Source organism: Streptomyces sp. NPDC058664 (assembly GCF_042716635.1).
Taxonomy (GTDB): Bacteria; Actinomycetota; Actinomycetes; order Streptomycetales; family Streptomycetaceae; genus Streptomyces.
On sequence record NZ_JBHXRW010000034.1, the window covers coordinates 29847 to 50949 of the forward strand.

At 73.6% G+C, this 21103-nt stretch carries 16 protein-coding genes and 4 pseudogenes; 8 read left to right on the plus strand and 12 right to left on the minus strand.

Translation table 11 applies throughout. The features are described from left to right. Positions 1-2 precede the first annotated feature (2 nt). Both ACFWUY_RS25680 and ACFWUY_RS25685 read left to right on the plus strand, forming a co-directional pair. Positions 3-3845, plus strand: a complete 3843-nt coding sequence (locus ACFWUY_RS25680; RefSeq protein WP_384113665.1) for a DUF5682 family protein — start codon at positions 3-5, stop codon at positions 3843-3845. Next, positions 3842-5698, plus strand: coding sequence for a hypothetical protein (locus ACFWUY_RS25685; RefSeq protein ID WP_384113668.1), 1857 nt, complete (start codon positions 3842-3844; stop codon positions 5696-5698). Before ACFWUY_RS25680 ends, ACFWUY_RS25685 begins: the two co-directional genes overlap by 4 nt. Before the next feature lie 103 nt (positions 5699-5801). On the opposite strand, the gene ACFWUY_RS25690 is transcribed toward ACFWUY_RS25685, so the two are convergent. The 7 genes and pseudogenes from ACFWUY_RS25690 to ACFWUY_RS25720 form a co-directional block, all read right to left on the minus strand. Continuing rightward, the gene (locus tag ACFWUY_RS25690; RefSeq protein ID WP_384113671.1) at positions 5802-6101 is read right to left on the minus strand and encodes a hypothetical protein; all 300 of its coding nucleotides are present in this window, start codon (positions 6099-6101) and stop codon (positions 5802-5804) included. A 79-nt stretch (positions 6102-6180) separates the two neighbouring features. Beyond that, the gene (locus ACFWUY_RS25695; RefSeq protein WP_384113674.1) at positions 6181-6447 is read right to left on the minus strand and encodes a DUF4235 domain-containing protein; all 267 of its coding nucleotides are present in this window, start codon (positions 6445-6447) and stop codon (positions 6181-6183) included. Then, complete coding sequence (locus ACFWUY_RS25700; protein ID WP_384113677.1) at positions 6444-6911, minus strand: DUF3618 domain-containing protein; 468 nt, start codon at positions 6909-6911, stop codon at positions 6444-6446. The genes ACFWUY_RS25695 and ACFWUY_RS25700 overlap by 4 nt, the downstream gene beginning before the upstream one ends. Beyond that, positions 6908-7321: a phage holin family protein gene (locus ACFWUY_RS25705; protein WP_384113680.1), complete on the minus strand. Its 414-nt coding sequence runs from the start codon at positions 7319-7321 to the stop codon at positions 6908-6910. Before ACFWUY_RS25705 ends, ACFWUY_RS25700 begins: the two co-directional genes overlap by 4 nt. Before the next feature lie 243 nt (positions 7322-7564). After that, positions 7565-8487: pseudogene (locus ACFWUY_RS25710) on the minus strand (YihY/virulence factor BrkB family protein). 466 nt (positions 8488-8953) lie between these two features. Beyond that, positions 8954-9760, minus strand: a complete 807-nt coding sequence (locus ACFWUY_RS25715; protein ID WP_384113683.1) for a phosphatase PAP2 family protein — start codon at positions 9758-9760, stop codon at positions 8954-8956. Positions 9761-9991: 231 nt separating this feature from the next. Continuing rightward, positions 9992-11698 carry a diacylglycerol kinase family protein gene (locus ACFWUY_RS25720; RefSeq protein ID WP_384113686.1) on the minus strand — a complete coding sequence of 569 codons (1707 nt, stop codon included), beginning with the start codon at positions 11696-11698 and terminating at the stop codon, positions 9992-9994. A gap of 401 nt (positions 11699-12099) precedes the next feature. Here ACFWUY_RS25720 and ACFWUY_RS25725 point away from each other — a divergent pair, with 401 nt between their 5' ends. After that, complete coding sequence (locus tag ACFWUY_RS25725) at positions 12100-12537, plus strand: sigma factor-like helix-turn-helix DNA-binding protein (protein ID WP_384113689.1); 438 nt, start codon at positions 12100-12102, stop codon at positions 12535-12537. A 303-nt stretch (positions 12538-12840) separates the two neighbouring features. Here ACFWUY_RS25725 and ACFWUY_RS25730 read toward each other — a convergent pair whose 3' ends face one another. Further along, a complete protein-coding gene (locus ACFWUY_RS25730) occupies positions 12841-13125 on the minus strand; it encodes a hypothetical protein (protein WP_384113692.1) in 285 nt (94 codons plus the stop codon). A gap of 91 nt (positions 13126-13216) precedes the next feature. Between ACFWUY_RS25730 and ACFWUY_RS25735 the strand changes: the two genes are divergently transcribed. From ACFWUY_RS25735 to ACFWUY_RS25745, 3 genes and pseudogenes are all read left to right on the plus strand, one after another. Next, positions 13217-13492: a hypothetical protein gene (locus ACFWUY_RS25735; RefSeq protein ID WP_384113695.1), complete on the plus strand. Its 276-nt coding sequence runs from the start codon at positions 13217-13219 to the stop codon at positions 13490-13492. 552 nt (positions 13493-14044) lie between these two features. Next, the gene (locus tag ACFWUY_RS25740) at positions 14045-14353 is read left to right on the plus strand and encodes a hypothetical protein (RefSeq protein ID WP_384113698.1); all 309 of its coding nucleotides are present in this window, start codon (positions 14045-14047) and stop codon (positions 14351-14353) included. Between the two features lie 215 nt (positions 14354-14568). Next, positions 14569-14951 (plus strand): annotated as a pseudogene (locus tag ACFWUY_RS25745) (DedA family protein); the annotation flags it as partial. 102 nt (positions 14952-15053) lie between these two features. On the opposite strand, the pseudogene ACFWUY_RS25750 reads toward ACFWUY_RS25745, so the two are convergent. Then, positions 15054-15164: pseudogene (locus ACFWUY_RS25750) on the minus strand (DEAD/DEAH box helicase); the annotation flags it as partial. Positions 15165-15299: 135 nt separating this feature from the next. Beyond that, complete coding sequence (locus ACFWUY_RS25755; protein ID WP_384113701.1) at positions 15300-16841, minus strand: FAD-dependent oxidoreductase; 1542 nt, start codon at positions 16839-16841, stop codon at positions 15300-15302. A 346-nt stretch (positions 16842-17187) separates the two neighbouring features. Here ACFWUY_RS25755 and ACFWUY_RS25760 point away from each other — a divergent pair. Beyond that, a pseudogene (locus ACFWUY_RS25760) lies at positions 17188-17337 on the plus strand (DUF2867 domain-containing protein); the annotation flags it as partial. Positions 17338-18088: 751 nt separating this feature from the next. Here ACFWUY_RS25760 and ACFWUY_RS25765 read toward each other — a convergent pair. After that, a complete protein-coding gene (locus tag ACFWUY_RS25765; protein WP_384113704.1) occupies positions 18089-18316 on the minus strand; it encodes a hypothetical protein in 228 nt (75 codons plus the stop codon). A 175-nt stretch (positions 18317-18491) separates the two neighbouring features. Here ACFWUY_RS25765 and ACFWUY_RS25770 point away from each other — a divergent pair, with 175 nt between their 5' ends. After that, positions 18492-19367, plus strand: coding sequence for a YihY/virulence factor BrkB family protein (locus ACFWUY_RS25770; RefSeq protein WP_384113707.1), 876 nt, complete (start codon positions 18492-18494; stop codon positions 19365-19367). Between the two features lie 38 nt (positions 19368-19405). On the opposite strand, the gene ACFWUY_RS25775 is transcribed toward ACFWUY_RS25770, so the two are convergent. Beyond that, positions 19406-20257, minus strand: a complete 852-nt coding sequence (locus tag ACFWUY_RS25775) for a phosphatidylserine/phosphatidylglycerophosphate/cardiolipin synthase family protein (RefSeq protein WP_384113710.1) — start codon at positions 20255-20257, stop codon at positions 19406-19408. Positions 20258-21103: the final 846 nt, after the last annotated feature.

Here is a 21103-nt window from a genome sequence, read left to right on the forward strand (position 1 = left end):
GGATGAGCGAGTCGACCACCCCCGAGCCCCGGTCCATTCCGGAGCCCCGGTCCACCGCCGAGACGCGGTCCACCCCGGAGACGCGGTCCACCGTCGAGGTGTCGCCCACCGCCGGTGCGCCGGGCGCTTCCCCGGCGCAGGGCCCGGCGGCCGGGCCCGCCACCCCGGAAGCCGCGGTGGAGGCCCTCGCGGCGACCGGACCCGGGCTGCCGTTCCTGATCGGGGTGCGCCACCACGCGCCCTCGCTCGCGGCCGCCCTCCCGGCACTGCTGGACGCGGCGGCCCCCGATGTCCTCCTCGTCGAACTGCCCGCCGAGTTCCAGCCCTGGCTGGGCTGGCTCGCCCACGAGGAGACCGAGGCGCCGGTGGCGCTGGCCGCCGTACCCGCCGACGGGCCCGGGACCGGCTCGGCAGGCGAACGGGGGCCCGCCTTCTATCCTTTCGCGGACTTCTCGCCCGAACTGGTCGCCCTGCGCTGGGCGGCACGAAACGGGGTCCCGGCCGTGGCCTGCGATCTGCCGCTGGCCGACCGGGCGTGGGCGGGAGGCGGTCCGGACGCCCCCGTCCCCGCCCCCACCCCCGCCCCGGGCGCCGACTCCGCGCCCGTGCGGGGGGAGGGGCACGGGCTGTCCGCCGCGCTCCGGTCCCGGCTCACCGGCCGGGACGGCGACGACCTGTGGGACCGGCTGGTGGAGGCCCCCGCGCCCGGTTCGACACCCGAGGCGCTCCGCCGCGCCGCCCTGCTCACCGGCTGGGCGCTGCGGTACGAGGCCGAGGCAGAGGGCGGGGTGCACGGTGCGGACCTGGTGCGCGAGGCATGCATGCGGAGACATGTCACCGAGGCCCTGGCGAGCGGACGGCGGCCCGCCGTGGTGGTGGGAGCCTTCCACACCCCGGCGCTGCTGGCGTCCGCCGCCGGAGCCGCCGGAGACCCCCCGCCGGACGCGCCGGACGCGTCCGCCGCCGCGCCCGAGCCGGCCGCGGACGGCCAGATGAACGGCGCTGCCGGGACGACGGCGTGCACGGTCTCCCTGGTCCCGTACACCTACCCGCTGCTCGACTCACGGTCCGGCTACCCGGCCGGCATCCGGGACCCGGAGTGGCAGCACACCGTCCTGGACGCCGCCGGAGACCCGGCCGCGCTGCACGAGGCGCTGATCCGCACCGCGGTCCGCGTCTGCGCCGCCCTGCGTGAACAGGGCCACCCCTACGGCCCGGCGGACGGCCGGGAGGTCGTCCGGGTGGCCGGTGACCTGGCCCGCCTGCGCGACCTGCCCGCCCCCGGCCGCGGTGAACTCCTGGAGGCCGTACAGACGGTGCTGGGGCGCGGCGAGACCTACGGCACGGGCCGCGCAGTCGCCCGGGCCCTCGAACGCGTACTCGTCGGAGCCCGCACAGGACGGCCCGCGCCCGCCGCTCCGCGCAGCGGACTGGGCCCGGCCGTCGAGGCCGAGACCGCGGCGCTCTCCCTCCCCGGCCCGGAGGACGCGCACGAGAAGACACCGCGCGACCTCCGGCTCGACCCCGCGCGCTCCACCCTGGACCGGCGCCGCGAACTGCTGCTGCGCAGGCTGACGGTGTGCGGCATCCCTTACGCGCAGGAGCAGGGGGTGACCGGCGCGGCGGGCACGGAAGGGCTCACGACGCGCTGGCAGGTGCGGTGGACCCCGGCAACGGCCGCGATGCTCACCGCGGCCGGGGCCCGCGGCGTCACCCCGGCCCAGGCGGCCGAGGGCGTGCTGCGGCAGCGGCACGCGGCCGAGCGCGCGGAGGGCGGCCCGACGGCCGCCCAGGTCGTCCGGGGCCTCACGGAGGCCGCCGAATGCGGGCTCCCCGCCCTGGCCGACGAACGGCTGACGGAACTGGCGGCCGTACTCCCCGCGAGCGGCACCCTTCCCGAACTCCTCGCCGGGCTCGACCTGCTGGACCGCATCGACGCCGGCCACCTGCCGGGCCTGGCCCCGTCCGGCGACCCCTCGGTCCCCGAAACCCCGGACGTCACCGCCACCGTCTCCGCCCGTGCCGCCCGCACCGCGCGCGCGGCCGAACTCCTGACCTCGGCCGCGGTCCGCCAGATCGACGGCCTGACCGGCTCCGAGGAGCCCGAGGACGCCCGGGCGCTGCTCGAACTGGCCCAGCGCGCCGACCGGGTGGGCGGCATCCGGCTCACCGACGCCCTCGCCCGGCTGGCCGCCGACGGCACCCCGCTGATCGCCGCGGCCGCCGGAGCGGTCAGGGTGCTCACGGGCCACGAAGAGGCCGAGGCCTTCGGGGTCCGCGTCGCCTCCTGGGTGGACGGAGCCGTGGACAGCACCTCCCGGGCCGCGCTCACCGCCCGCCTCACCGGCGTCCTGACGGTGGCGGGTCCGCTCCTGACCGTCGGCGCCGGCGCCCTGGACCCGTTGCTGCGCCGGGTCGTCGAGCTGGACGACACCGCGTTCCTGGCCCGGCTGCCGGCCCTGCGCGGTGGCTTCGACACCCTGAGCCCGGCCGCCCGGGACCGGCTCCTGGACACCGTCGAGGAGCGGCTGGGCGAACGGGTGGACACCCTCGACGCGGACGACCCGACCGAGCTGGCCCGCCGGACGGCCGCCGACCTCGCGGCCCGCGAGCTCCTGACCGGCCTCGGCCTGCCCGTCCCGCCACCCGTGCACGACGACCGGTTCCCACCGCCGTCCGGCCACCCCGCCGCAGCACACCCCGCCGCCACACCCTCGGTCGAGGCCACCTCCGCGCGGACCCTCGCGCCCGCCGACCGGTGGCGGCTCGTGCTCGGACGGCGTCCCGACCGACTGCCGTCCGGTGCCGACCGCCTGGCGACGGCTCTGGACGAGCTCTACGGCGCGGGACGCGGCGAGGGGTCCCGCGGCGGCCTGCCCGGCTCCGGACCGCGCGGCGGCCGGGAACCGTCGTTCCCCGGTGTCCGCGAGTGGTCCGAGGAACTGGCCGCGCTGTTCGGCCCCGGCATCCGCGAGGAGGTCCTCGCCGCCGCGGCCGTGACCGGCCGGCAGGACGTCCTCGCCGAACTCGACCCGGCGGCCGCCACCCCTTCCGTGGAACTGCTCCGAACGGTCCTGCGGTACGCCGGCGGCCTCCCCGAAACCCGCCTCGCGGCACTCCGGCCCCTGGTCCGCCACCTGGTCGACGAACTGACCCGGCAGCTCGCCACCCGGCTGCGGCCGGCCCTCACCGGCACGATGCTGGCCCGGCCCACCCGCCGCCCCGGCGGCCGGCTGGACCTGCCGCGCACACTGCGCGCCAACCTGGCCACCGCCCGCCGGACGGCCGACGGAACGGTCCGGGTGATCCCCGAGAAGCCGGTGTTCCGCAGCCGCGCCCGCCGGTCGGCCGACTGGCGTCTGATCCTGGTCACCGACGTATCCGGATCCATGGAGGCGTCCACGATCTGGTCCGCGCTGACCGCCTCCGTACTCGCCGGGGTGCCGACCCTGAGCACCCATTTCCTCGCCTTCTCCACGGAGGTCGTCGACCTCACCGGCCATGTGCACGATCCCCTCTCCCTCCTCCTTGAGGTGAGCGTGGGCGGCGGCACACACATCGCCGCCGGGCTGCGGCACGCCCGCAGCCTGATCACGGTGCCCACCCGCACCCTCGTCGTCGTCATCAGCGACTTCGAGGAGGGCGCGCCGCTCGGCGGACTGCTGGCCGAGGTACGGGCCCTGGTGACCACCGGCTGCCACGTCCTCGGGTGCGCGAGTCTCGACGACGCCGGCCGACCCCGCTACTCGACGGGCGTCGCCGGGCAGCTCGTGGCCGCCGGCATGCCCGTGGCGGCCCTCAGCCCACTCGAACTGGCCCGCTGGATAGGGGAGAAGACCGCATGACCGCCGCCCAGTTGCCGCCCGTCGCGCCGGAAGTCACGGCCACGCTGGTGGAGGACCTCTCGCCCCGGCTGCGCAAGCGGCTGGACGCGGCGGTCACCAAGCTCGGCGCCCGCCCGGCGCGCCGCGACGGGGACACGGTGACGATCGAGGTCGACGACGAGACCGAGTTGCGCCTGCACGCCCCGGGCGGCGTGGTGGCGACGGCGGACGCCATCACCTGCGGCTGCCTCCTCGCCCCGGCCTGCGTCCACCGCACGGCCGCCGCCTGCGCCGCCCCCACGGCGGAACCGGTGCCGGAGCCCGCCGACCAGCCCAACCGAGCGCTCCCCGAACCCGCCTCCGCGACAGACTCCACCCCTGACTCAGCCTCCTCGCCCGAGACGGCGAGCCCGGCCCAGCGTGCAGCGGCCGACGCCCTGTGGTCGGCGGGCGCCGCCGTGCTGGAGGCCGGCGTCGACGGGGCCGGTGCCGTCACCCAGTCGGCCCTCCTCCGCGCCGCGCACACCGCCCGGCTCCGGCACCTGCCGCGTGCCGCGGGCGCCGCGTTGTCCGTCGTCACGCTGCTGCGTGCGGCCCGCGCCGGGGACCCGTCCTACCGCACCGCCGACCTCGTCACGGCCCTGGCCGAACTCCTGGGCACCGCACACCGAGTGGGGACGGCGTCCGGGGCGGAGCTGGCCGCCGTCAGGGGCCGTGCGCGCCGCCCGTACAGCCCGGACGGCTCGCTGCGCCTGTACGGCCTGTTCACCGAACCCGTGGTCACCGACTCGGGGCACGGCGGCGTCCGCACCTGGGTCGCCGGAGCCGACGGCCGGCTCTGCACGGTCGGTGACGTGGCGCCCGGCGGCGTCGGGCGCGCCCTGGGGGTGGCCGACCGGGCCGTGCGCCTGGGGGACAGCGCGCTCACCCACCGGGAGCTGGGCCGGGCCGGCCTGGCGGTCTCGGGGGCGACGGTCTCGCCGGACGGCAGACTGGGCGCCGGGAAGGGCGTCAAGGCCGTCACCGCCCGGGGCGCGGCGTGGACGGAGCCGCCGCTCGCCGCCCTCTGGGAGACGCCGCCGTCCGAACAGGCCGCCCGCGCCCTGCGGTCCACCTCCCGCTACGCGGACCCGGACGGGGGCGGCAGCGACCTGCTCTTCCTGGACGTCGAGCTCCTGGGATCCGTACAGGAGCCGGGCGGCACCTGCCTGCTCGCGCTGTGCGAGGGAGGCATCCCCGTCCGGCTCGCCGTCGCCGACGACGACCCCGCGCTGGCCCACCGCGACAACCTGATGCTGCTGGCCACGGCGCCGGGGACACGACTGAGGATCATCGGCCGCCTGATGCCCGCCCTCCACCCCCGGCTCACCCTCCTCGCCTGCTCGCACCCCACCGGCGAGGGCACGATCGACCTCGGTCTCGACCGCCTGCGCCGCGCCGACCTCCCGGACCCGGCCGCCCCCGTGCACCCCGCCCCGCCACAGTCCGACGGATCCGGCGCGCACTCGCCCCTGTACCTCCTGGAGCGCCGGGTCGAACAGACGGTCGTGGCGGGCCGTGCCGCCCTCGGCATGCTCGGCGACGTCACCGCCGAGACCCGCCGCATCCGCCGCGCGGGCCTCCCCACGGCCGCCGGACTCCTCACCGCCCTGTGCGCCTCGGCGACCCAACGCGATCGCGACCTCTTCGGCCGCCTCCTCCCTGCCGACACCGACGGTTTCGCCACCCACTGGCTCACCGCCGCCCGTTACACGGCCGCCGTCGCGGAGTCCCTGTGCGCGGCAGTCTGGGTATCGACACGGGAGAGCCCGGCCGCAGCACCGTCCGTTCCGGACCGGGGGCCGGGACAAGCTGTGGCGCAAACCGCTCGGTGAACCTTCTCACCCCCCCGGCTCAACCTCCGGGCGGTTCAGACGGGTTGGAGCGCCCCGGTTCGATGTGGACCTCGACGGCGGGCCGCAGGACGGGATCCGGTCCCTACCCGTGTCGGCGTTCCCCCTCGCTGTGCGGGTACAGAGACGCGAGCCTGTTCCAGCACTGCTCCAGGTGGGCGTCGGCCTCCCGCAGGGCCGGGGCCGGTTCCAGGAACGAAGCGTGCAGTTCGGCCACTCGGTCGGGGGTGGACTCTCCGCCGTCCGGCGGGGACGCCGCACGCGACCAGGACGCCTCTGCGACGTCTGCGTCGTGTGTGCCGCGAGCCGCCCGCCGCCGGACGAGTAGCACGGCGGCGGCGAGAGCGGCGGCGGTGAGGGCGTGCAGTCCGTGGTGTGTGGCCAAGGGCTCCTCCCGTGCTTCGGGCTACAGGGGTCCGGCGGCGCCGGTCCCCAGGACGAGGCCGCCGCCGCCCGTGGACGGTTCAGCCGGGCCAGGTGCCGGTCAGGCGCCGGACGCCGGTGGCTCCCGCCCTGTCGACGGCCGCCTTGACGACCGCGAAGATCGCACCCTGCAGGGCAGCGGAGACAAGGACTTCCCGCCAGGTGCGGTTCTCGTCGGTGGCGTCCGGGGCGTCGTCGTCGTGACCGATCACCTTCCACGCCTGCTTGAAGGCCGCACTGGCGATCATCCCGCTCGCGGCGCCGAGTACCAGGCCGACCGGCTTGTAGGCGATCTTGGACGGCTTCATCGCCGCCTCCGTCCGCGACGCAGGAGCACGAGGACGACGAACGCGGCGGCCACGGCGAGCAGGGGAGCGCGCTTGCCCCTGGCCATGGTCACGGCCGCCTCGGCCTTCTCACGGACCGGCTCCGGCGCCTTCTCGGCAGCGAGGTGTGCGGCACGGGTCGCGCTGTCGCGGACCTGCGCCGCGGAGTGGGCGGCCTTGTCCAGGACCGGATCGGGGGTCTTGTCCTTGATCGACTGGACGGCGTGTGCCGTCTTCTCCCGGATCTGTCCGGTGACGACGGCCGCCTTCCCGGCGGCCTGCTCCTTGAACTCGGCCGCCTTCTCCTTGGCCTGCGCCTTGACGTCGGCCTTGGCCGCCAGTGCCTCCATGGTCAACCCGAGTTCGTCACGGGTGTGCTCGACCTGCTCGCGCAGTTCCTCAGGGGTGGGCGCGGCTTCCTTGTCGCCCTTGGAGGGAATGCTCATCGGTGTGCTGCCTCCTTGATCTCGGCCACGTCGGCCTTGACGCTGTCGATGGCCTGCTCCGGCACGGGGGTACCCGCCTTGGCGATCTGCTTCTTCCCGGCAGCGGCCATCACCGCCGCGACGGTCGCCAGCAGGGCGGCGACGATCAGGGCCGAAGCCCATACCGGGAGGAGCAGGGCGAGGGCTGCGATCAGGGCGCCGACCAGAGCCTGCGCGGCCAGGAACCCGACCAGACCGGCCCCGCCGAACAGGCCGCCGCCCATGCCGAAGCGTCTCCCCTTCTGCGCCATCTCCGCCCGGCCCAGCCGTATCTCTTCGCGAACCAGTTCCGAGATCTGCTGTGACGCCCGGGAAACGAGGTCTCCCACCGATTCCTCGGTGTGGTCCGGGTGTCGTCCGATGGCGCTCATCCACTCCTCACCCTCTCCGCTTGATTGATTGCCCGCCGTGTGGCGCGACGGCCGACGCTCGTGTCACCTCTGCGGTGCCGTGCAGGTCAGTGGCCCGGATCGGCACCGGCGGCGTCCGGTTGGAACGTGCCCGTCGCCGTCACGGCGCGCCTACCCCGCAGGCAGCCGCTCATCCACCCGGGAGCGCCGGTCATCCGGGTGGGGGCGAACGGGCGCACAGGCCGCCCCCGCTCCACGCGCCGCTCACTCCAGGTGGCGGCGGTCCTCGTCGGTCCACTCACGGGTGTCCCGGGGCTCCAATAGGCCCCTCCTTCTCGGGGCGACCGCCGGTGACCGCGCGCCGGCGGGACATCTCGGCGTCGAACTCCCGGCCGAGGAGGATGGCCAGGTTGGTGATCCACAGCCAGATCAGGAAGATGATCACGCCGGTGAGAGTGTCGTAGGTCTTGTTGGAGGACCCGAAGTTCGCGACGTAGAACGCGAAGCCGGCCGAGGCGAGCATCCAGATCACCAGCGCCAGGAAGCTGCCGGGGGTGACCCACTTGAAACCGAGGCCCTTCGCGTTGGGAGCCGGCCGGTACAGGATCGCGATCATGATCGTCACGAGCAGGACCGGGACCGGACACTTCGCGATCGACCACACCGTCAGCGCACTGTCACCGATACCGAGGGCGGCACCTGCCCGGCGGGCCGGGCCACCCGTGAAGACGACGATCAGGGCGCTGACGACGGCCAGGACCATCACCGTGACGGTCAGCGCCGACCGCAGGGGCAGGACCTTCCACACCGGGCGGCCCTCGGGCATGTCGTGGACGGCGTTCGAGGTACGGATGAACGCGGCGGCGTGCCCGGAGGCCGACCAGATCGCGACGGCCGGACCCACGACGGCCACGAGGGAGCCGATCCCCGCGTTGCCCTGGAGCTGCCGGACCGCGTCGCTGATCACGTCACGGGCCGAGCCGGGCGTGAGCTTCTGGAGGTGTCCAGGACCTGCTCGGCGTCGCCGACTCGCCCGCGACGCCGAGCAGCGACACGAACACCAGAAGAGCCGGGAAGAGGGCCGGCACGCCGTAGTACGTCAGCGCGGCGGCCCGGTCGGTGAGCTCGTCGTCCTTGAACTCCTTCGGCGTGCCGCGCAGGGCCGCCTTCCACGACCGTTTCGGCATCTCCGAGAGTCGGCCCGGAGCCCGCTCCTCGGCCTGCTCGTCGGGACCCACGCCCCCGGCCCGCTCGCGGCGGACCCGCGGTGTCACCACGCTCTGCCTTCGGTGTGTGTGCCATAACCGGCTGCCTTCCACTCACGCCCCTCCCACACGCCTCCCCGAGTCCGGTCGGGTGAACGGGTCGCGCGGTCCGGGGAGGTGCGAACGTGACCGACCGATCGCTCCAGGCCGAGATTCATGGTGGAACTCGTCGGTCGACCGTGGGCCTGCGCGGCGAGACGGCCGTCGGGGAGGGGCCGGACGCCGGACGGCCGGCCCCGGGGCGTCGAGCCACGTCCGGGCTCCCGTAGGCCCCGGATCCGCGGAGCGCCTCGGCCGGACGGGCCGTACGCCGTGCCGGCGAGGGCCGTCCTGCGCGGGCGACCGGACCGGCCGGCAGCCGGTAAGGACCGGCCGCGGCGACAGCCCGTCACCGGGAGCCGGACCGGCCCACCGGCTCAGGGGTGTCCGTCACGATCTCGGGCTCCAGGCCCTCGGCGGGGGTGGTGCGGGAGCGGCCGATGTCGTCGCGCCACGCCTCGAAGGCGAGCGTGGTCGCGGTCACCACCGCCAGTCCCAGCAGCCAGCCCCCGACCACGTCACTCACCCAGTGCACCCCGAGCGCGACCCGCGTGTAGCCCACGCCGAGCACCGCCACCACCGCCAGGACCCACGGCAGCGGCCGCCAGGCCCGTGGGACCAGGGGGAGCAGGACCAGCAGCAGCACGGCGCAGGAGGTGGTGGCCGCCATGGCGTGTCCGGACGGGAAGGAGAAACCGGGTGCGTGGGCGACGGGATCCGGCAGGTGCGGCCGAGCACGCTCGACCACGTTCTTGACCAGCAGCCCCACCAACCCGCCGGCCGTCGCGGTGACGGCCGCCCAGGCGGCGAGACGGAACGCTCGACGCCACAGGAGCCACACCACCACACCGGCCACCAGGAGCCGCATCGTCAGTGGCCCCCACGCGACGTGCGTGAGGAAGTCGAGCACCCGTACCCAGGCCGGACTGCCGAGCGCGGAACGGTGCAGCCGCTCGGCCACGTCCTGGTCGAGACGGTGCAGGGGAGCCCAGTGCGACTCCACCAGCACCAACGCGAGGGAGAACGGGACGGCCGCCACGGCGGTGAGGGCCGTGCCCACCACCAACCGCACGCCGAACCGCGTGTCGGACCCGCCGTGGCCGGTCACGAGCCGTCCGAGACGGTGCCGCCGGGTCCGGGTGGAACGCTCGGTCATGGTCGGTACGGTTCCTTTCCGTTCGGGAAGTCGGGAGGGCCTGCCGGCTCAGACCCCGGGGTCCTCGGTGACCGGCGCCGCCATCCCCGCCCGTACGGCCTCCAGCTGGGCGGCGAGGAAAGGCCCAGGAACAGCGCGAGCGAGGTGAGGTACGACCACAGCAGCAGCGCCACGAACGCGCTCAGCGGCCCGTACACGCTGGTGGCGGACGCGGCCTCCACGGCCCCGACCTCACTGCGCTGCGGTACGCGCGTCGCGGTGCCCATGGACCCCTCCCTCCTCTCCGGCCCCCGCCGGAGCGCCGACCCGAGCCGGCAGGCACACCCGCAGCGCCCCCGGCTCGACCTCCGCGATCAGCCGGGTGCCCGCGGGCAGGACGTCGCCGTCGAGCTCGCGTGGCTGGGGCAGGGCGAAGCGGAGGTCGATCCGGGCCGCGCCGAAGTACTCCAGCGCGCCGTGCGCGAGGGGCCGTTCCCCCGCGCCGGAGGCCCTCGGCCACCGCCCGCCCGGTGCGCGCGAGACGAGGTGTCCGGCGGCCGCGAGCCAGCCGGTCACCCCGCGCGGGTCGAGCAGGACGACCTCCAGCCTCCCGCTGTCGGGCCGGGCCTCCGGCAGGAGCGGCAGTCCGCCCTGAAGGGTCCCGACGTTGCCGATGACGACCATGCGGGCCCACCGCTCCAGCGGGGCGCCCCCGTCCAGCCTGATCGTCAGCCGCATCCGGGCGTCCCCCAGATGCCGTACGGCCGAGATCACGTACGCGGCCCAGCCCACGCTCTCCTTGAGCCGTGCCGAGGCGTCCCGGACCATGGCGGCGTCGAACCCGGCACCAGCCATGACCGCGAACCGGGTCGGTGTCATCCCGTCGCCCCGTATCCGTCCCACGTCGATCCCCACGGCCTGCCCGCGGAGGGCCTCCCGCAGAGCGGCCACGGGCTCGGTCGGCAGCCGCAGATTACGGGCGAGGAGGTTCCCGGTACCGCAGGGGACGATCGCCAGGGGGACTCGGGTCCCGGCCACCACGTCCGCGCAGGCGCGTACGGTGCCGTCCCCGCCGCAGACGACGACCAGATCGGCGTCCGTCCCGCTCAGTCGTGAGGCCAGGGCACCGGACGGATCACCGGGTGTCGTCTCCGTCCACCACTGTTCCGCGTAACCGTGGTCGCGCAGCAGGACCCGTAGCCGGGTGGCGGTCCCGTCGTCGCACGCGCGCGGGTGGCGCACCACCACGGCCCGCCGCGCGCCGTGGACGGACGGACCCGGAGCGGGCGGTGCGGCATCCTTCCGGGAGCGCGGCAGCAGAGCGGCCGCCACGAGGGCCAGCGTGCAGGCGCCGTTCAGCAGCCCCGCCACCACGTCGGAGGTGTGGTGCATGCCGCGGTACACCCGGGAGACCGCCACGAGCAGCGGGACCGCGAGGAGCAGTCCCACCACGAGGTGTCGCTGAACACCGCGCAGACGCCGGGACGCGAGGACGGCCAGCCCCCCGAAGAGGGCGACGGAGGCTCCGACGTGGCCCGAGGGGAAGCTGGACGTCGGCGGCGCCGGATCCAGGTGGGGCACGTCAGGGCGTTCACGGTTCACGACGAGGGTGACGAGCAGGAAGACGGTGGACTGCGCCGCCACCGCCACGGCGAGGAACGCCGCCTCCCGCCAACGGGGCGCGCGGGGCGCCAGGACCAGGGCGGCCGTGCACATGAGGGTCAGGGCGATCATGCTCTGCGTGCCGGCCAGGAGGGACGCCCCGTCGGTGAGCGCGGTGGCGAAAGGGGTGCGGCGGACGGCGAGGGCGCGGTTGACGCCGTCCTCCGCCGACAGCGGCCAGCGGTGCGCGAGGGGCCCGGTCACCAGCAGCCCCAGCGCGGCGACCACGGCCGTCTGCACGGGCAGCAGCAGGAGCGAGCGACCCGGTCTCGCTCCCGCCCGGTATGGGTTCGTCATTGACGCCGTGTTACCTGCCGGGCCCGGGTCATGCGCCCACCGGGCCGTCCAGCCCCGACCGGGGCGTCACGCGCCGGGCACGAGGCCCCGCCACCGGGTCCGCCAGAGCCTCCCGGAACCGGGGAACTCTTCGGAGAGGCCGGGGTCTCTGCCAGGGGGAGAGGCCCGAGCGGCGGGCCGACGGGGAAGTGGAACGGATGCGCAGCGCTGGAGACGAGGCGTTCATGGTGCTCGTGGCGGCGCGCCGTCCGTCGGTCCCGAGGACCGCGAGGCTTCTGACGGGAGATGGGGCACAGGCTGGGGATCTCGCCCGGGAGGTGTTGCCGCGCAGCTGTCGCGCGTGGCACCGGATCGGGTGGCCGGACGCCGCGGAGGCATGCACGCGCACCACGACGGTGTGGTTGCTGATCAAGGACCGCAGGCGGAAGCGGCACGCGGAGATCCCGGCCGAGCGGCTGCCGGACGTGGTCGCGCCGGGCCACGAGGACGAGACGGCGACCGGCATCGCCGTGCGCGAGGCGTTGCGGCTGCTTTCTCCCGCCCAGCGGGCGGTGCCGGTGCTGCGGTACTGCCACCAGCTCAGCGAGGAAGAGATCGCCGGTGCGCCGGGCTGCTCGCGCGGCACGGTGAAGAGCCGCGCCGCCCGCGCGCCGGCGGTGGGGAGTCGCCGCGGGTGCCGCCGCCGTGGTGGGGGCCGTGTCCGTGTTCCGGGGCACGCCAGGAGAGAGGTGGAGGAGCGCCCGGTGGCCTCGGCGGAATGTCTGCGGAGCTCCGTGCGGCGGTTGCGAGAAGGCGGGCGGGCTTGGGGGACGTCCGCGGGGAGCCGGGGGCGGGAGTGATCGACTTCATGGCCGCGTCCGCGGCAGTGCAGGTGGCCGCGGGTGCGGTACGGGATCGAGACGGCGAGAAGAGGCGGCTGCTCGGGAGAACCCGGGCGGCCGCCTCTTCCCCGTGCCGGACGTACCTGCTGCCTGCACCGGACCGGGACCGGGAGCGTCGTGACCGCGGCCTCGGCCGCGCGGCAGCTGCTCACGACGACCGCGGTCGAAACGCCGGAAGACGGGGCCCGGTCGGCACGGCGGGCGGGCTTCCGTCACCGACGGCGGCTCAGAAGCCCTTCTGCGCGGGTGGGCGTTACTTGTTCAGGCGCCGACAGCAGTGACACCGAACATCAGGGTCCGACGGCTGACGTCGTAGTGCACGGTCGGTGTGCTGCGCAGGAGGTCCTGGAGGATGTCGGCGTCGTCGGCGTCGACGGTCAGCACCTCTTCCCAGGCGCCTTCGTCGAGTACGAGCTGCAGGGTCAGGGTGCCCCGGGCAGCGGGCTCACCGGCGACCCAGCTGAACTGGTAGTGGCTGAGTTGGCGCACCTTGATGCTGTCGTCCGTGACGGGCTGCGTCACCTTGGTCGTGGCAGCTCTGGGCATGACGTCTCTCCTTGCGTGAGTGATGGCGGATACGGACGGCGGACGGGGCCGTGCCCTGTCCCACGGGCAGCGTGCGGCCGGAGTGCAGGACATGGGCGTTCCCGCCGCGCGGACCACTGGACTCAGGCTCAGGGCGACCGACGACGCCCGCCAGACGAGGCGCCCACTTGGCGGAACCCCACTGAACCACCGCGAGGCCCTCGCCCGCCGCCCATGGCGCCGCGAGGTCCTCGACCGCCACGACCGGTCACTGGTCCGCTGGACCCAGGTCGGCCCGGATGGTGAGACCTTCATGACGGGCGTGAGCAGCGCGGTGCACCGCGACGGTCTGCTCGCCGACGTGACCGGTTTCTTCCTCCCTGCCTGACGACTCCGGCGGGCCGCCACCTGCATGCATCGCTCGACGACTTCGACGGCCGGGCACTGCACGGGTGTGTGAACCGTGCCTGAGCGTGCCCGTTGGCCACATGGGCCAACAGGCGGGTCATCCCCGCGGGTGCGGGGAGCAGACGGTCGCGTCGTCCGGGCCGTGGAAGACGCCGGGACTGTGAGACGGCGGACATGGCGGCTCGGACGGTTCTGCCGTCGTGTTCGGGGTCCATGCTTGCTCAGGACGCTCAGCCAGGGCGGACACGATGGTGCTGCCACGCCCATTCCCGTCTGCCGAACTCTGTTCGAGGGACCGGGCGCCAGGGGTTGCTGTCGCGGACCTCTGCGGTCACCTCAATTTCCGCCTTCGCGCTCGATCGCTCACGCAGGGTGCCGAATGGGGACCGCGGGACCTCCTACCCGGAGCGCTGCCCTCGTCATGGCAGGGTCGCCGTTCGACGAAGGGCACCCGACGAACCAGCCCGCCTTGCGGGGCATCAACGTCGGCAGACCGGGCACTCGTTCGACTGACCGAGCATCGGGGTACGCCATGGCACGCGCCAAGCAGTACGCCGTCGCCGCTTCCGGGCAGTGGACGGACGAGGAGGAAGGCAGGCGCCGCCTGCCCGCCGGAGAGGTGCACGCCTGGGAGCCCGGCATGAACCAGACCGTGTGCGGTCTCTCCCTCAGCCGCTCCCAGCTCGGACGCTTCCCGCACATCACCTGGATGGATACCTTCCCGGAGTCCGGCGGTGCGGCGGATCGCGTCCGGCGCCAGTGTCCGCGCTGCGCCTCCGTCGCCGGGCGTCGCGGTGGCGATGCCCGCCCTCGGTGGCACCGTACCGACCCCAGACCCTGAGCCCCTCAGTCAGTGGCTGGGCTGCACCGACTCGAGCAGAATCCGCCTCTGTCGCCATCGACGTTTCGTGCCGCAGGTGGGAAACCCAGCGGATGGAACGACCGGGACAGGGCGCAGGTGGGAGACGGTGACCGGGCTTGTGCGCGTCGTGCACCCGCGGGCGGGACGCCCACGCGGGTGGGCACGTTCCGGTCCGGAGCCCGGGACGAGGCGTCGTGGATGAGATCGCGCTCACGGCCGGAGAGTTGTACGTCATCGTCCTGCTCCCCGCCGGGGGACGTTCGCCGTCGGGTGGCTCGCCGGCACTGGTACCCGGCGCAGCCGGCTCACCGGGCGGATCACGTCGGCGAAGTTCCGGCGCGCCGAGCGGACGGTCCAGCGATGGGGCGAGCCAGTGGTGGCCGCCTCCTTCCTGACCGTCGGTTTCCAGACCGCCGCCAACTTCCTCACGGGTAGCATGCGCATGCCGTTGCCGCGATATCTCCCTGCCCTACTCGTGGGAGGAGCGGCCTGGGCGCTGATCTACGCGATCGCGGGGCTCGGCGTGTTCGAAGTGCTGGAAAGGCTCTTCGCCGAGCGGACGGTACTCGGGGTGTCCGGCCCCAAGCGGTGACACACGGCGCCTCGTCGACGACGAACAGGGACGGCGCGGCTCGGACCAGGCGCTTGACCAGCTTGTCCTTCGCCAACTGCTAGGCGAAAGCCCGGCCACTTGGTACACCGCCGACTTGCCGGCGCCAGTCGGCATGGCCACGAGCGTGTCACATGCCGCGAGCGCCGCCTCCATGGCGGTCAACTGGCCGGGCCGCAAGGCCCGTCAGCCGGACACGTCCGAGGCGGTTCGGGTCAGCAGGCCCGAGGCGCCCTGTGGACGCCCTGCGGGCGGGGGCACGGTCGTCTCCTGGTCGTCGGTCGACGCGCCGTTCGGTGTCGCGCCCGGTGGCTGTCAGTCGGAGGCGCCGGTCTCGCCGGGCAGCGGCCGGGGCTCCAGGGGGCGGACGGCGGGGCCTTGGATCACGGTGCCGTCGGTGTCGAACCGTGATCCGTGGCAGGGGCACTCCCAGGCCCGCTCGGCGTCGTTGAAATGGACGAGGCAGCCCAGATGGGTGCAGCGCGCGGACACGGCGTGGGCCGCGCCGCTCTCGTCGCGGTAGACCGCGCAGCGCCGGCCGCCGACCCGCACGACGGCCCCCGAACCGGGCGCGATCTCCTCGACGCTGTCCACGTGGGAGGCGCGCAGCCGGTCACCGACGAAGTGCTTGAGGACCGACCCCTGCGCCTTGAGGAGGGAGGGCGTCTCACGAGGGTGCAGGCGCCGGGGATCGTACAGGGAGGCCCAGGGCAGCTCCTCACCTGTGATGTGTGCGGCCAGGAGCCGGCCCGACATGACTCCGTTGCTCATGCCCCAGCCACCGAATCCGGTCGCCACGTACACGTGCCGGGCACCCGGGTGGAAGCGTCCGACGTACGGCACCTGGTCGGTGGTCGTGTTGTCCTGCGCCGCCCACCGGTGGGTGATCCGCGCGAACGGGAAGCGCTCCTCGGTCCAGGCGGTGAGCCGCTCGTAACGCTCGTTCACCTCGCCGGTACCGGGTTTGAACTTCTCCCCGGTGACGATGAGCAGCCGCTGGTCCTCACCGTACGGAGCGGTGCGCACCGACCGGGTGTTCTGCTCCTGCGTGATGTACATGCCCTCCGGGTCGCGTTCGGCGGGCACGGTCGCCGCGACGACGAGCTCACGGTGGGGTTCGAGCCGGGAGAACAGCAACGCTCGGTCGAAGACCGGGTAGTGCGTGGCCACCACGACATCACGGGCGACGATCTCGGCTCCGCCTTCGGTGGTGAGCCGGCATGGCTCTCCCTCGTGGAGCGAGACGATCCGCGTGCGTTCGTACACCTTCCCGCCTTGGCCGACGAGGTCGGCGACGAGTGCCAGAAGGTACTTGCGCGGATGGAACTGCGCCTGTTCCTCCACCCGGACGGCGCCCGCGACGGGGTAGGGCAGGCCGGTGTCCTTCACGAACGACGCGGGCAGTCCGGCCTCGCGCGCCGCGTCCGCCTCGGCCCGTAGCTGGTCGACCGCTCCCGCCGACTCGGCGTACGCGTATCCCGGGAGGCGCTCAAGGTCGCAGTCGATCCCCAGCTCGGCCGCGACGCGCTCGACGTACTCGACGGCCTCCTGCTGCGATTGCGCGTATCGCCTTGCGCCTTCCACGCCGAACGACCTGCGCAGCTGCGCGTAGACGAGCCCGTGCTGGGAGGAGAGCTTCGCCGTGGTGTACCCGGTGACGCCGGCGGCGATGCGGTCGGCTTCCAGCAGGGCGACGCTCCGCCCGGTGCGGGCCAGTTCCCACGCCGTGCAGATGCCGGCGATGCCCCCGCCGACCACCGCGACGTCGACCTCCAGATCGCCGGCCAGGCTGGGGTGCCGGGGGCCCTCCGCGGTCTCCATCCAGTACGACTCGTAGGTGCCGGGCCATCGCGTCATGTCAGCGTTCTCCATTCACAGGTGTCCTCGGGTGCCGCTGCCAGTGGCAGACGGGTCGCCGTTGGCAGACGGATTCCCGCACGTCCGGGTGGGCGGGAAGTGGGAAGCAGGCCTTCATGGTGAGCCGTTGCCCTGGTATTCACCCGGTATGCGGCGTGGCATGGCGTGGCGCGGCTTCGAGCCCGTGGAGCCGGTCGGTGGCGACTGTTTCGGCTTCTCCCGTCCGTCTTCCTGCGGCGGATGGCGGACGCCGCCGACTGCGGTGAGGCGGTCGCCGATGCGCAGTGAGAAGGTGATCAGCCGGACGGTGGCAACCCCGTGGGCCGGTTTCTTTTCTCCATGCGCTTACCGCGGCCAGATGGCCGTCCTGGTGAAGCCCGACGGCCGCCTCGGCTCGCTGTACACGCTCGGCATCAAACCCTTCCGCTATCCAGGGGTCTACCCGGCCCTGATGCGATCCATCGGCCGGGAGTGGCGAGAGAACACGGCGCGCCGGCACCCCCTCCTCGCAGCCCCTCCTCGAACGACACACGATCGGGCGAAGGCACGAGTGATCGTGGTGGAGCCGCTCCACCCGCCACCCCACAGCCCGGTCTCGACTGCCACGCCGATGGCGTCATCCCGCTGGTGTTCACGAAGGCGGACGCCGTCCAGGCTCGCTCGACGCCTGGCTGCGAGAGGTTGAGCTGCCGGCGCCGAAGGCCCCTTCCCCGGGCAGGCGCAGCCGCAGCCGCTGGGCGAGGCCGGGGCCGTCGGCCGCGCCGACCTGGCGCCGGAGTACCTGATCGTGCTGTACCTCTCGCTCATCGACGACCGGAGGATCACGGGCCTGTCGACCGCTGTGATTTCTGGACTCGCTTTCTAGGCAGGTCCGTTGTGGCATGAACGGCGCCAGGCCAGGCTTGCGTCCCGGCCGCGGAAGCGTGCCGTGGGCGCCGGTGCGAAACACCGCGTGGTCTTCGCCGACCGGCTCCTGGCCATGTAGGTCTCGTCCGGCGGAACAAGGCAGGGGCTGACCACTCCGGCTCGGCCTCCACGATCCGGACGTCTTCGGCGATCGGGTCCTCCGCCACCCTGACCCGGTACCGCTCGGCGCCGGGCAGGTCGTACGTGTCGTACGGCGCCATCGAGCTTCCCCCGTAGGTCTACTCCACGCGGTACCGCTCCGCCAGCACGCTCCCCTTCCCTCGCCCGGCCACCGGGGCGCCGTCCGTTCCGGAGGGTATCCGTGACCGACCGGACAGGTCCTAACCGGTCTCTTCCTGGGGCGCCGGAGTGCCCGGGCCGGCGGCCGGGCGGTCCTCGTCGTGCTCCTCGGGGTCTCCCTGCCGCCCGCCGTCCTCGTCGGTCCGAGGGCGCTCGTCTCCAGCGCCCCGGATGTCCGGTGCGTCCGGTCCCGGCGCGGGCAGGTCCGGCGTGACGGCATCGCGAGACGCCGGGACGGGGTCGGGAAGCTCCGGCTCGGTGCTGGGCATAAGAGTCTCCTCCTTCGATTCCACACAGGTTGCACACCCGACTGCCCCTGTACGCGGTCCTCATTCCTTCGCCGTGTCCTGGCACCGTCCGTCGACGTGGTGCGCGGCCCCGGAACGCCGATCGCCACTGGAGGGTGCGGAGGATGAGAGCGGTGACGCCGGGCAGGAGGGCATCGTGACATCGAACACCCTCCGCACGCATCGGAGCACTCCGGGAAACCGCTTCGCCGAGCTGCTGAGACACGCGCGCTCGAACCTGCGGGCCACCGCCGTGCGCCTCTGGGACGACAACATCGCCGACTACGCGGCGGCTCTCACCTACTACGCGGTGCTGGCACTCGTGCCCGCCCTGCTCGTCTCGGTCTCCCTGGTGGGACTGGCCGGGACCGGCACCCGCGAGCGACTGATCCGCGACCTCACCTCCTACGCCCCTCCCCAGTCGGCCCAGGTGCTCCGAGAGGCTCTGGACGGTCTCACCTCGGCGCCGTCCTCCCTGTGGGCGCTGCTCGTCAGCGGCGTCCTGAGCGCACTGTGGTCGGCCTGCAGCTACTTGGCCGTCTTCCGTCGAGCCCTGCACGCGATGCACCGGCTGCCCGACACGCGGCCGCCCCTACGAGCGGCACACGTCCTCGTCCTCACCGCCGGCATGCTGCTGGCCCTGCTCGTCGCGGGCGCCGCCAGTCTCGTCGCGACCGGCCCCGTGGCCCGACGGATCGCGGCGGCCGCCGGCCACTCGGGCACGGGCGCCATGGCCGTCCTGCGGTGGCCGGTGCTCCTGCTGATCGTCACGGCACTGATCCTCATCCTCTACCGGACGGGACCCGCCCAGGCCCGCGGAACGCGCCGGGGGTTCCCGGGCGGCGCCCTGGCGGCGTTCCTGTGGCTCGGTGCTTCGGCGCTCTTCACCCTCTACACGCAGTTCGGGACCTACAGCCGCCTCTACGGTTCGCTGGCGGGGGTCGTCGTCTTCCTCGTATGGCTGTGGTTCAGCAACCTGGCCCTGCTCGCCGGCGCGCAGTTCAACGCGGTGCTCGCACGGACCCGGGAATGAACCGGTGGGGGACCGGTGGGCGCCCGGACCGCCTCGTCCTACGGGGAGCGGCGGATGGGGAGCACCGCGGTCTCCCGGGCGCGCTGCAGCAGCGAGCGCCGCTTCCGGCGATCCGGATCGATCAGTTCGCCGACCTCGAGGTCCTCGTCGTAGTCCGCGTCGATGGTGGCGGTGAACTCGGCGTCCATGACGGCGAGCATCACCTCCTCGTCGTGATCGAGGGAGCGGCGGTCGAAGTCCGTGGAGCCGATCAGGGAGACGACGCCGTCCATGGACATGGCCTTCGCGCGCATCAGGGTCTGCAAGTCCTGCCAGCCGAAACCGGCCGAGCCGCGGACTACCTGCACGACGGCGTTCCCGCTGGGGCGGCGGCTCACGAACCGGTCGCGTTCGTCGAAGAGTTCGGTATGGCATTCGGCCCAGTTCTGGGCGAAGGCGGCGGCGATGCCGTCCACGGCGGGGCCCTGGACCTCGACGCGCGTGTCCCGCCACTCGTCGGGGTCGCGCGCGTCACCGCACCATTCCTCGGCGACCCCGACGCCTCCGGTGAAAGCGGTCCGCTCGTCGACCACGAGGACCTTGCGGTGGCAGCGGTGGTTCCGCTTGAGCGGCGAGAGGGGGAGAGGTCTGCGGAACCAGGCGATCTCGACTCCGGCCCCGCTCATCCGGTCCAGCGGGTTCCGCTCTGTCGGGCGGCTGCCGATCGCGTCCGGCATCGTGGCGAAGATCTCGTCCCCGTCGCGCAGGGGACGCACGGCGTTGCCCTCGGTCGCCGCGACGCCGATGAGCCGCTCCAGACGCCGGCGTATGCGGTGGATCCGTTCGTCCGCCGGGCCGCCGGTGGCGGTCGCAGCCGTTGCACCGCTGAGTGACGGCTCTCTACCGGACATACCGGCACTCCTCGGTCGGGCCATTCATGTGTGAGACGAGGCGCTCGAGGATCTCGTCCGCGGTTTTGGTCCGGACACAGGGCTTCGGGCCGGTGTTCATGCGGCGAGCCGGATCCGGATGTCCTGCTCCAGGGTCTGGACGGTCCTGTGCACGCCTCGTCGTATCCGCTTGTTCGTCAGCCGGCGGTCCATCGCTCCCCATGAGGTTGAGCCAGGACGATCCGGTCGGGGTGAAGTGCAGGTGGAAGCGTGGGTGTGCCAGCGGCCACGACTTGATCGCCGGGGTCTTGTGGGTGGCGTAGTCGTCCGGCACGAGGTGGGCGTCGAGACCGTCCGGCACCTCCCTGCCGAGCTCGGTGAGGAACTTCCTGAACTCCTCGGGGCGTGGGGGCGGTGGAGCGGTCCGATCACCTTGCCGGTTGTGACCTCGAGTGCGGCGAAGAGGGGCCCGCCACCGGCCCCTCGCATGGGCGGTCGAGCCAAGCCGCGACATCCTTCACCGGCACCTTTCTCCCGAGGGTCCCGGGCGCGCGCTGCAGCGCGCGTCATGGAGATATCCGACTGGTTCGTCGGAATCGCCCTCGGCCTGACCCCGCAGACAATTCCTACCGGCGCTCGCAGTAGGGGCCGCTGAGGCGTGACGAGGGCGGGCGGGCCGTGCGACACCGGGTGTGAATGCCGTTGCTACGGCCGGAATGGTGACGGCTGTCCTGACGAGCTGTTCGGACGACGCCGGCAGGTCTCCTGCCGCACCGCCGTCGCCCTCCCGAACGCAGGACCGGCACGGCCGACCGAGCGTCCGCTCGTTCTGTGACGTTCTGTGACGAACCGGGCACCTGGGCGGCA

Excerpts from the sequence above, each read along its gene's own strand:
- ACFWUY_RS25680 (WP_384113665.1), top strand. The coding sequence starts at position 3 with ATGAGCGAGTCGACCACCCCCGAGCCCCGGTCCATTCCGGAGCCCCGG.
- ACFWUY_RS25685 (WP_384113668.1), top strand. The coding sequence starts at position 3,842 with ATGACCGCCGCCCAGTTGCCGCCCGTCGCGCCGGAAGTCACGGCCACG.
- ACFWUY_RS25695 (WP_384113674.1), bottom strand. The coding sequence starts at position 6,447 with ATGAAGCCGTCCAAGATCGCCTACAAGCCGGTCGGCCTGGTACTCGGC.
- ACFWUY_RS25700 (WP_384113677.1), bottom strand. The coding sequence starts at position 6,911 with ATGAGCATTCCCTCCAAGGGCGACAAGGAAGCCGCGCCCACCCCTGAG.
- ACFWUY_RS25705 (WP_384113680.1), bottom strand. The coding sequence starts at position 7,321 with ATGAGCGCCATCGGACGACACCCGGACCACACCGAGGAATCGGTGGGA.
- ACFWUY_RS25715 (WP_384113683.1), bottom strand. The coding sequence starts at position 9,760 with ATGACCGAGCGTTCCACCCGGACCCGGCGGCACCGTCTCGGACGGCTC.
- ACFWUY_RS25720 (WP_384113686.1), bottom strand. The coding sequence starts at position 11,698 with ATGACGAACCCATACCGGGCGGGAGCGAGACCGGGTCGCTCGCTCCTG.
- ACFWUY_RS25730 (WP_384113692.1), bottom strand. The coding sequence starts at position 13,125 with ATGCCCAGAGCTGCCACGACCAAGGTGACGCAGCCCGTCACGGACGAC.
- ACFWUY_RS25735 (WP_384113695.1), top strand. The coding sequence starts at position 13,217 with ATGGGCGTTCCCGCCGCGCGGACCACTGGACTCAGGCTCAGGGCGACC.
- ACFWUY_RS25740 (WP_384113698.1), top strand. The coding sequence starts at position 14,045 with ATGGCACGCGCCAAGCAGTACGCCGTCGCCGCTTCCGGGCAGTGGACG.
- ACFWUY_RS25755 (WP_384113701.1), bottom strand. The coding sequence starts at position 16,841 with ATGACGCGATGGCCCGGCACCTACGAGTCGTACTGGATGGAGACCGCG.
- ACFWUY_RS25765 (WP_384113704.1), bottom strand. The coding sequence starts at position 18,316 with ATGCCCAGCACCGAGCCGGAGCTTCCCGACCCCGTCCCGGCGTCTCGC.
- ACFWUY_RS25775 (WP_384113710.1), bottom strand. The coding sequence starts at position 20,257 with ATGTCCGGTAGAGAGCCGTCACTCAGCGGTGCAACGGCTGCGACCGCC.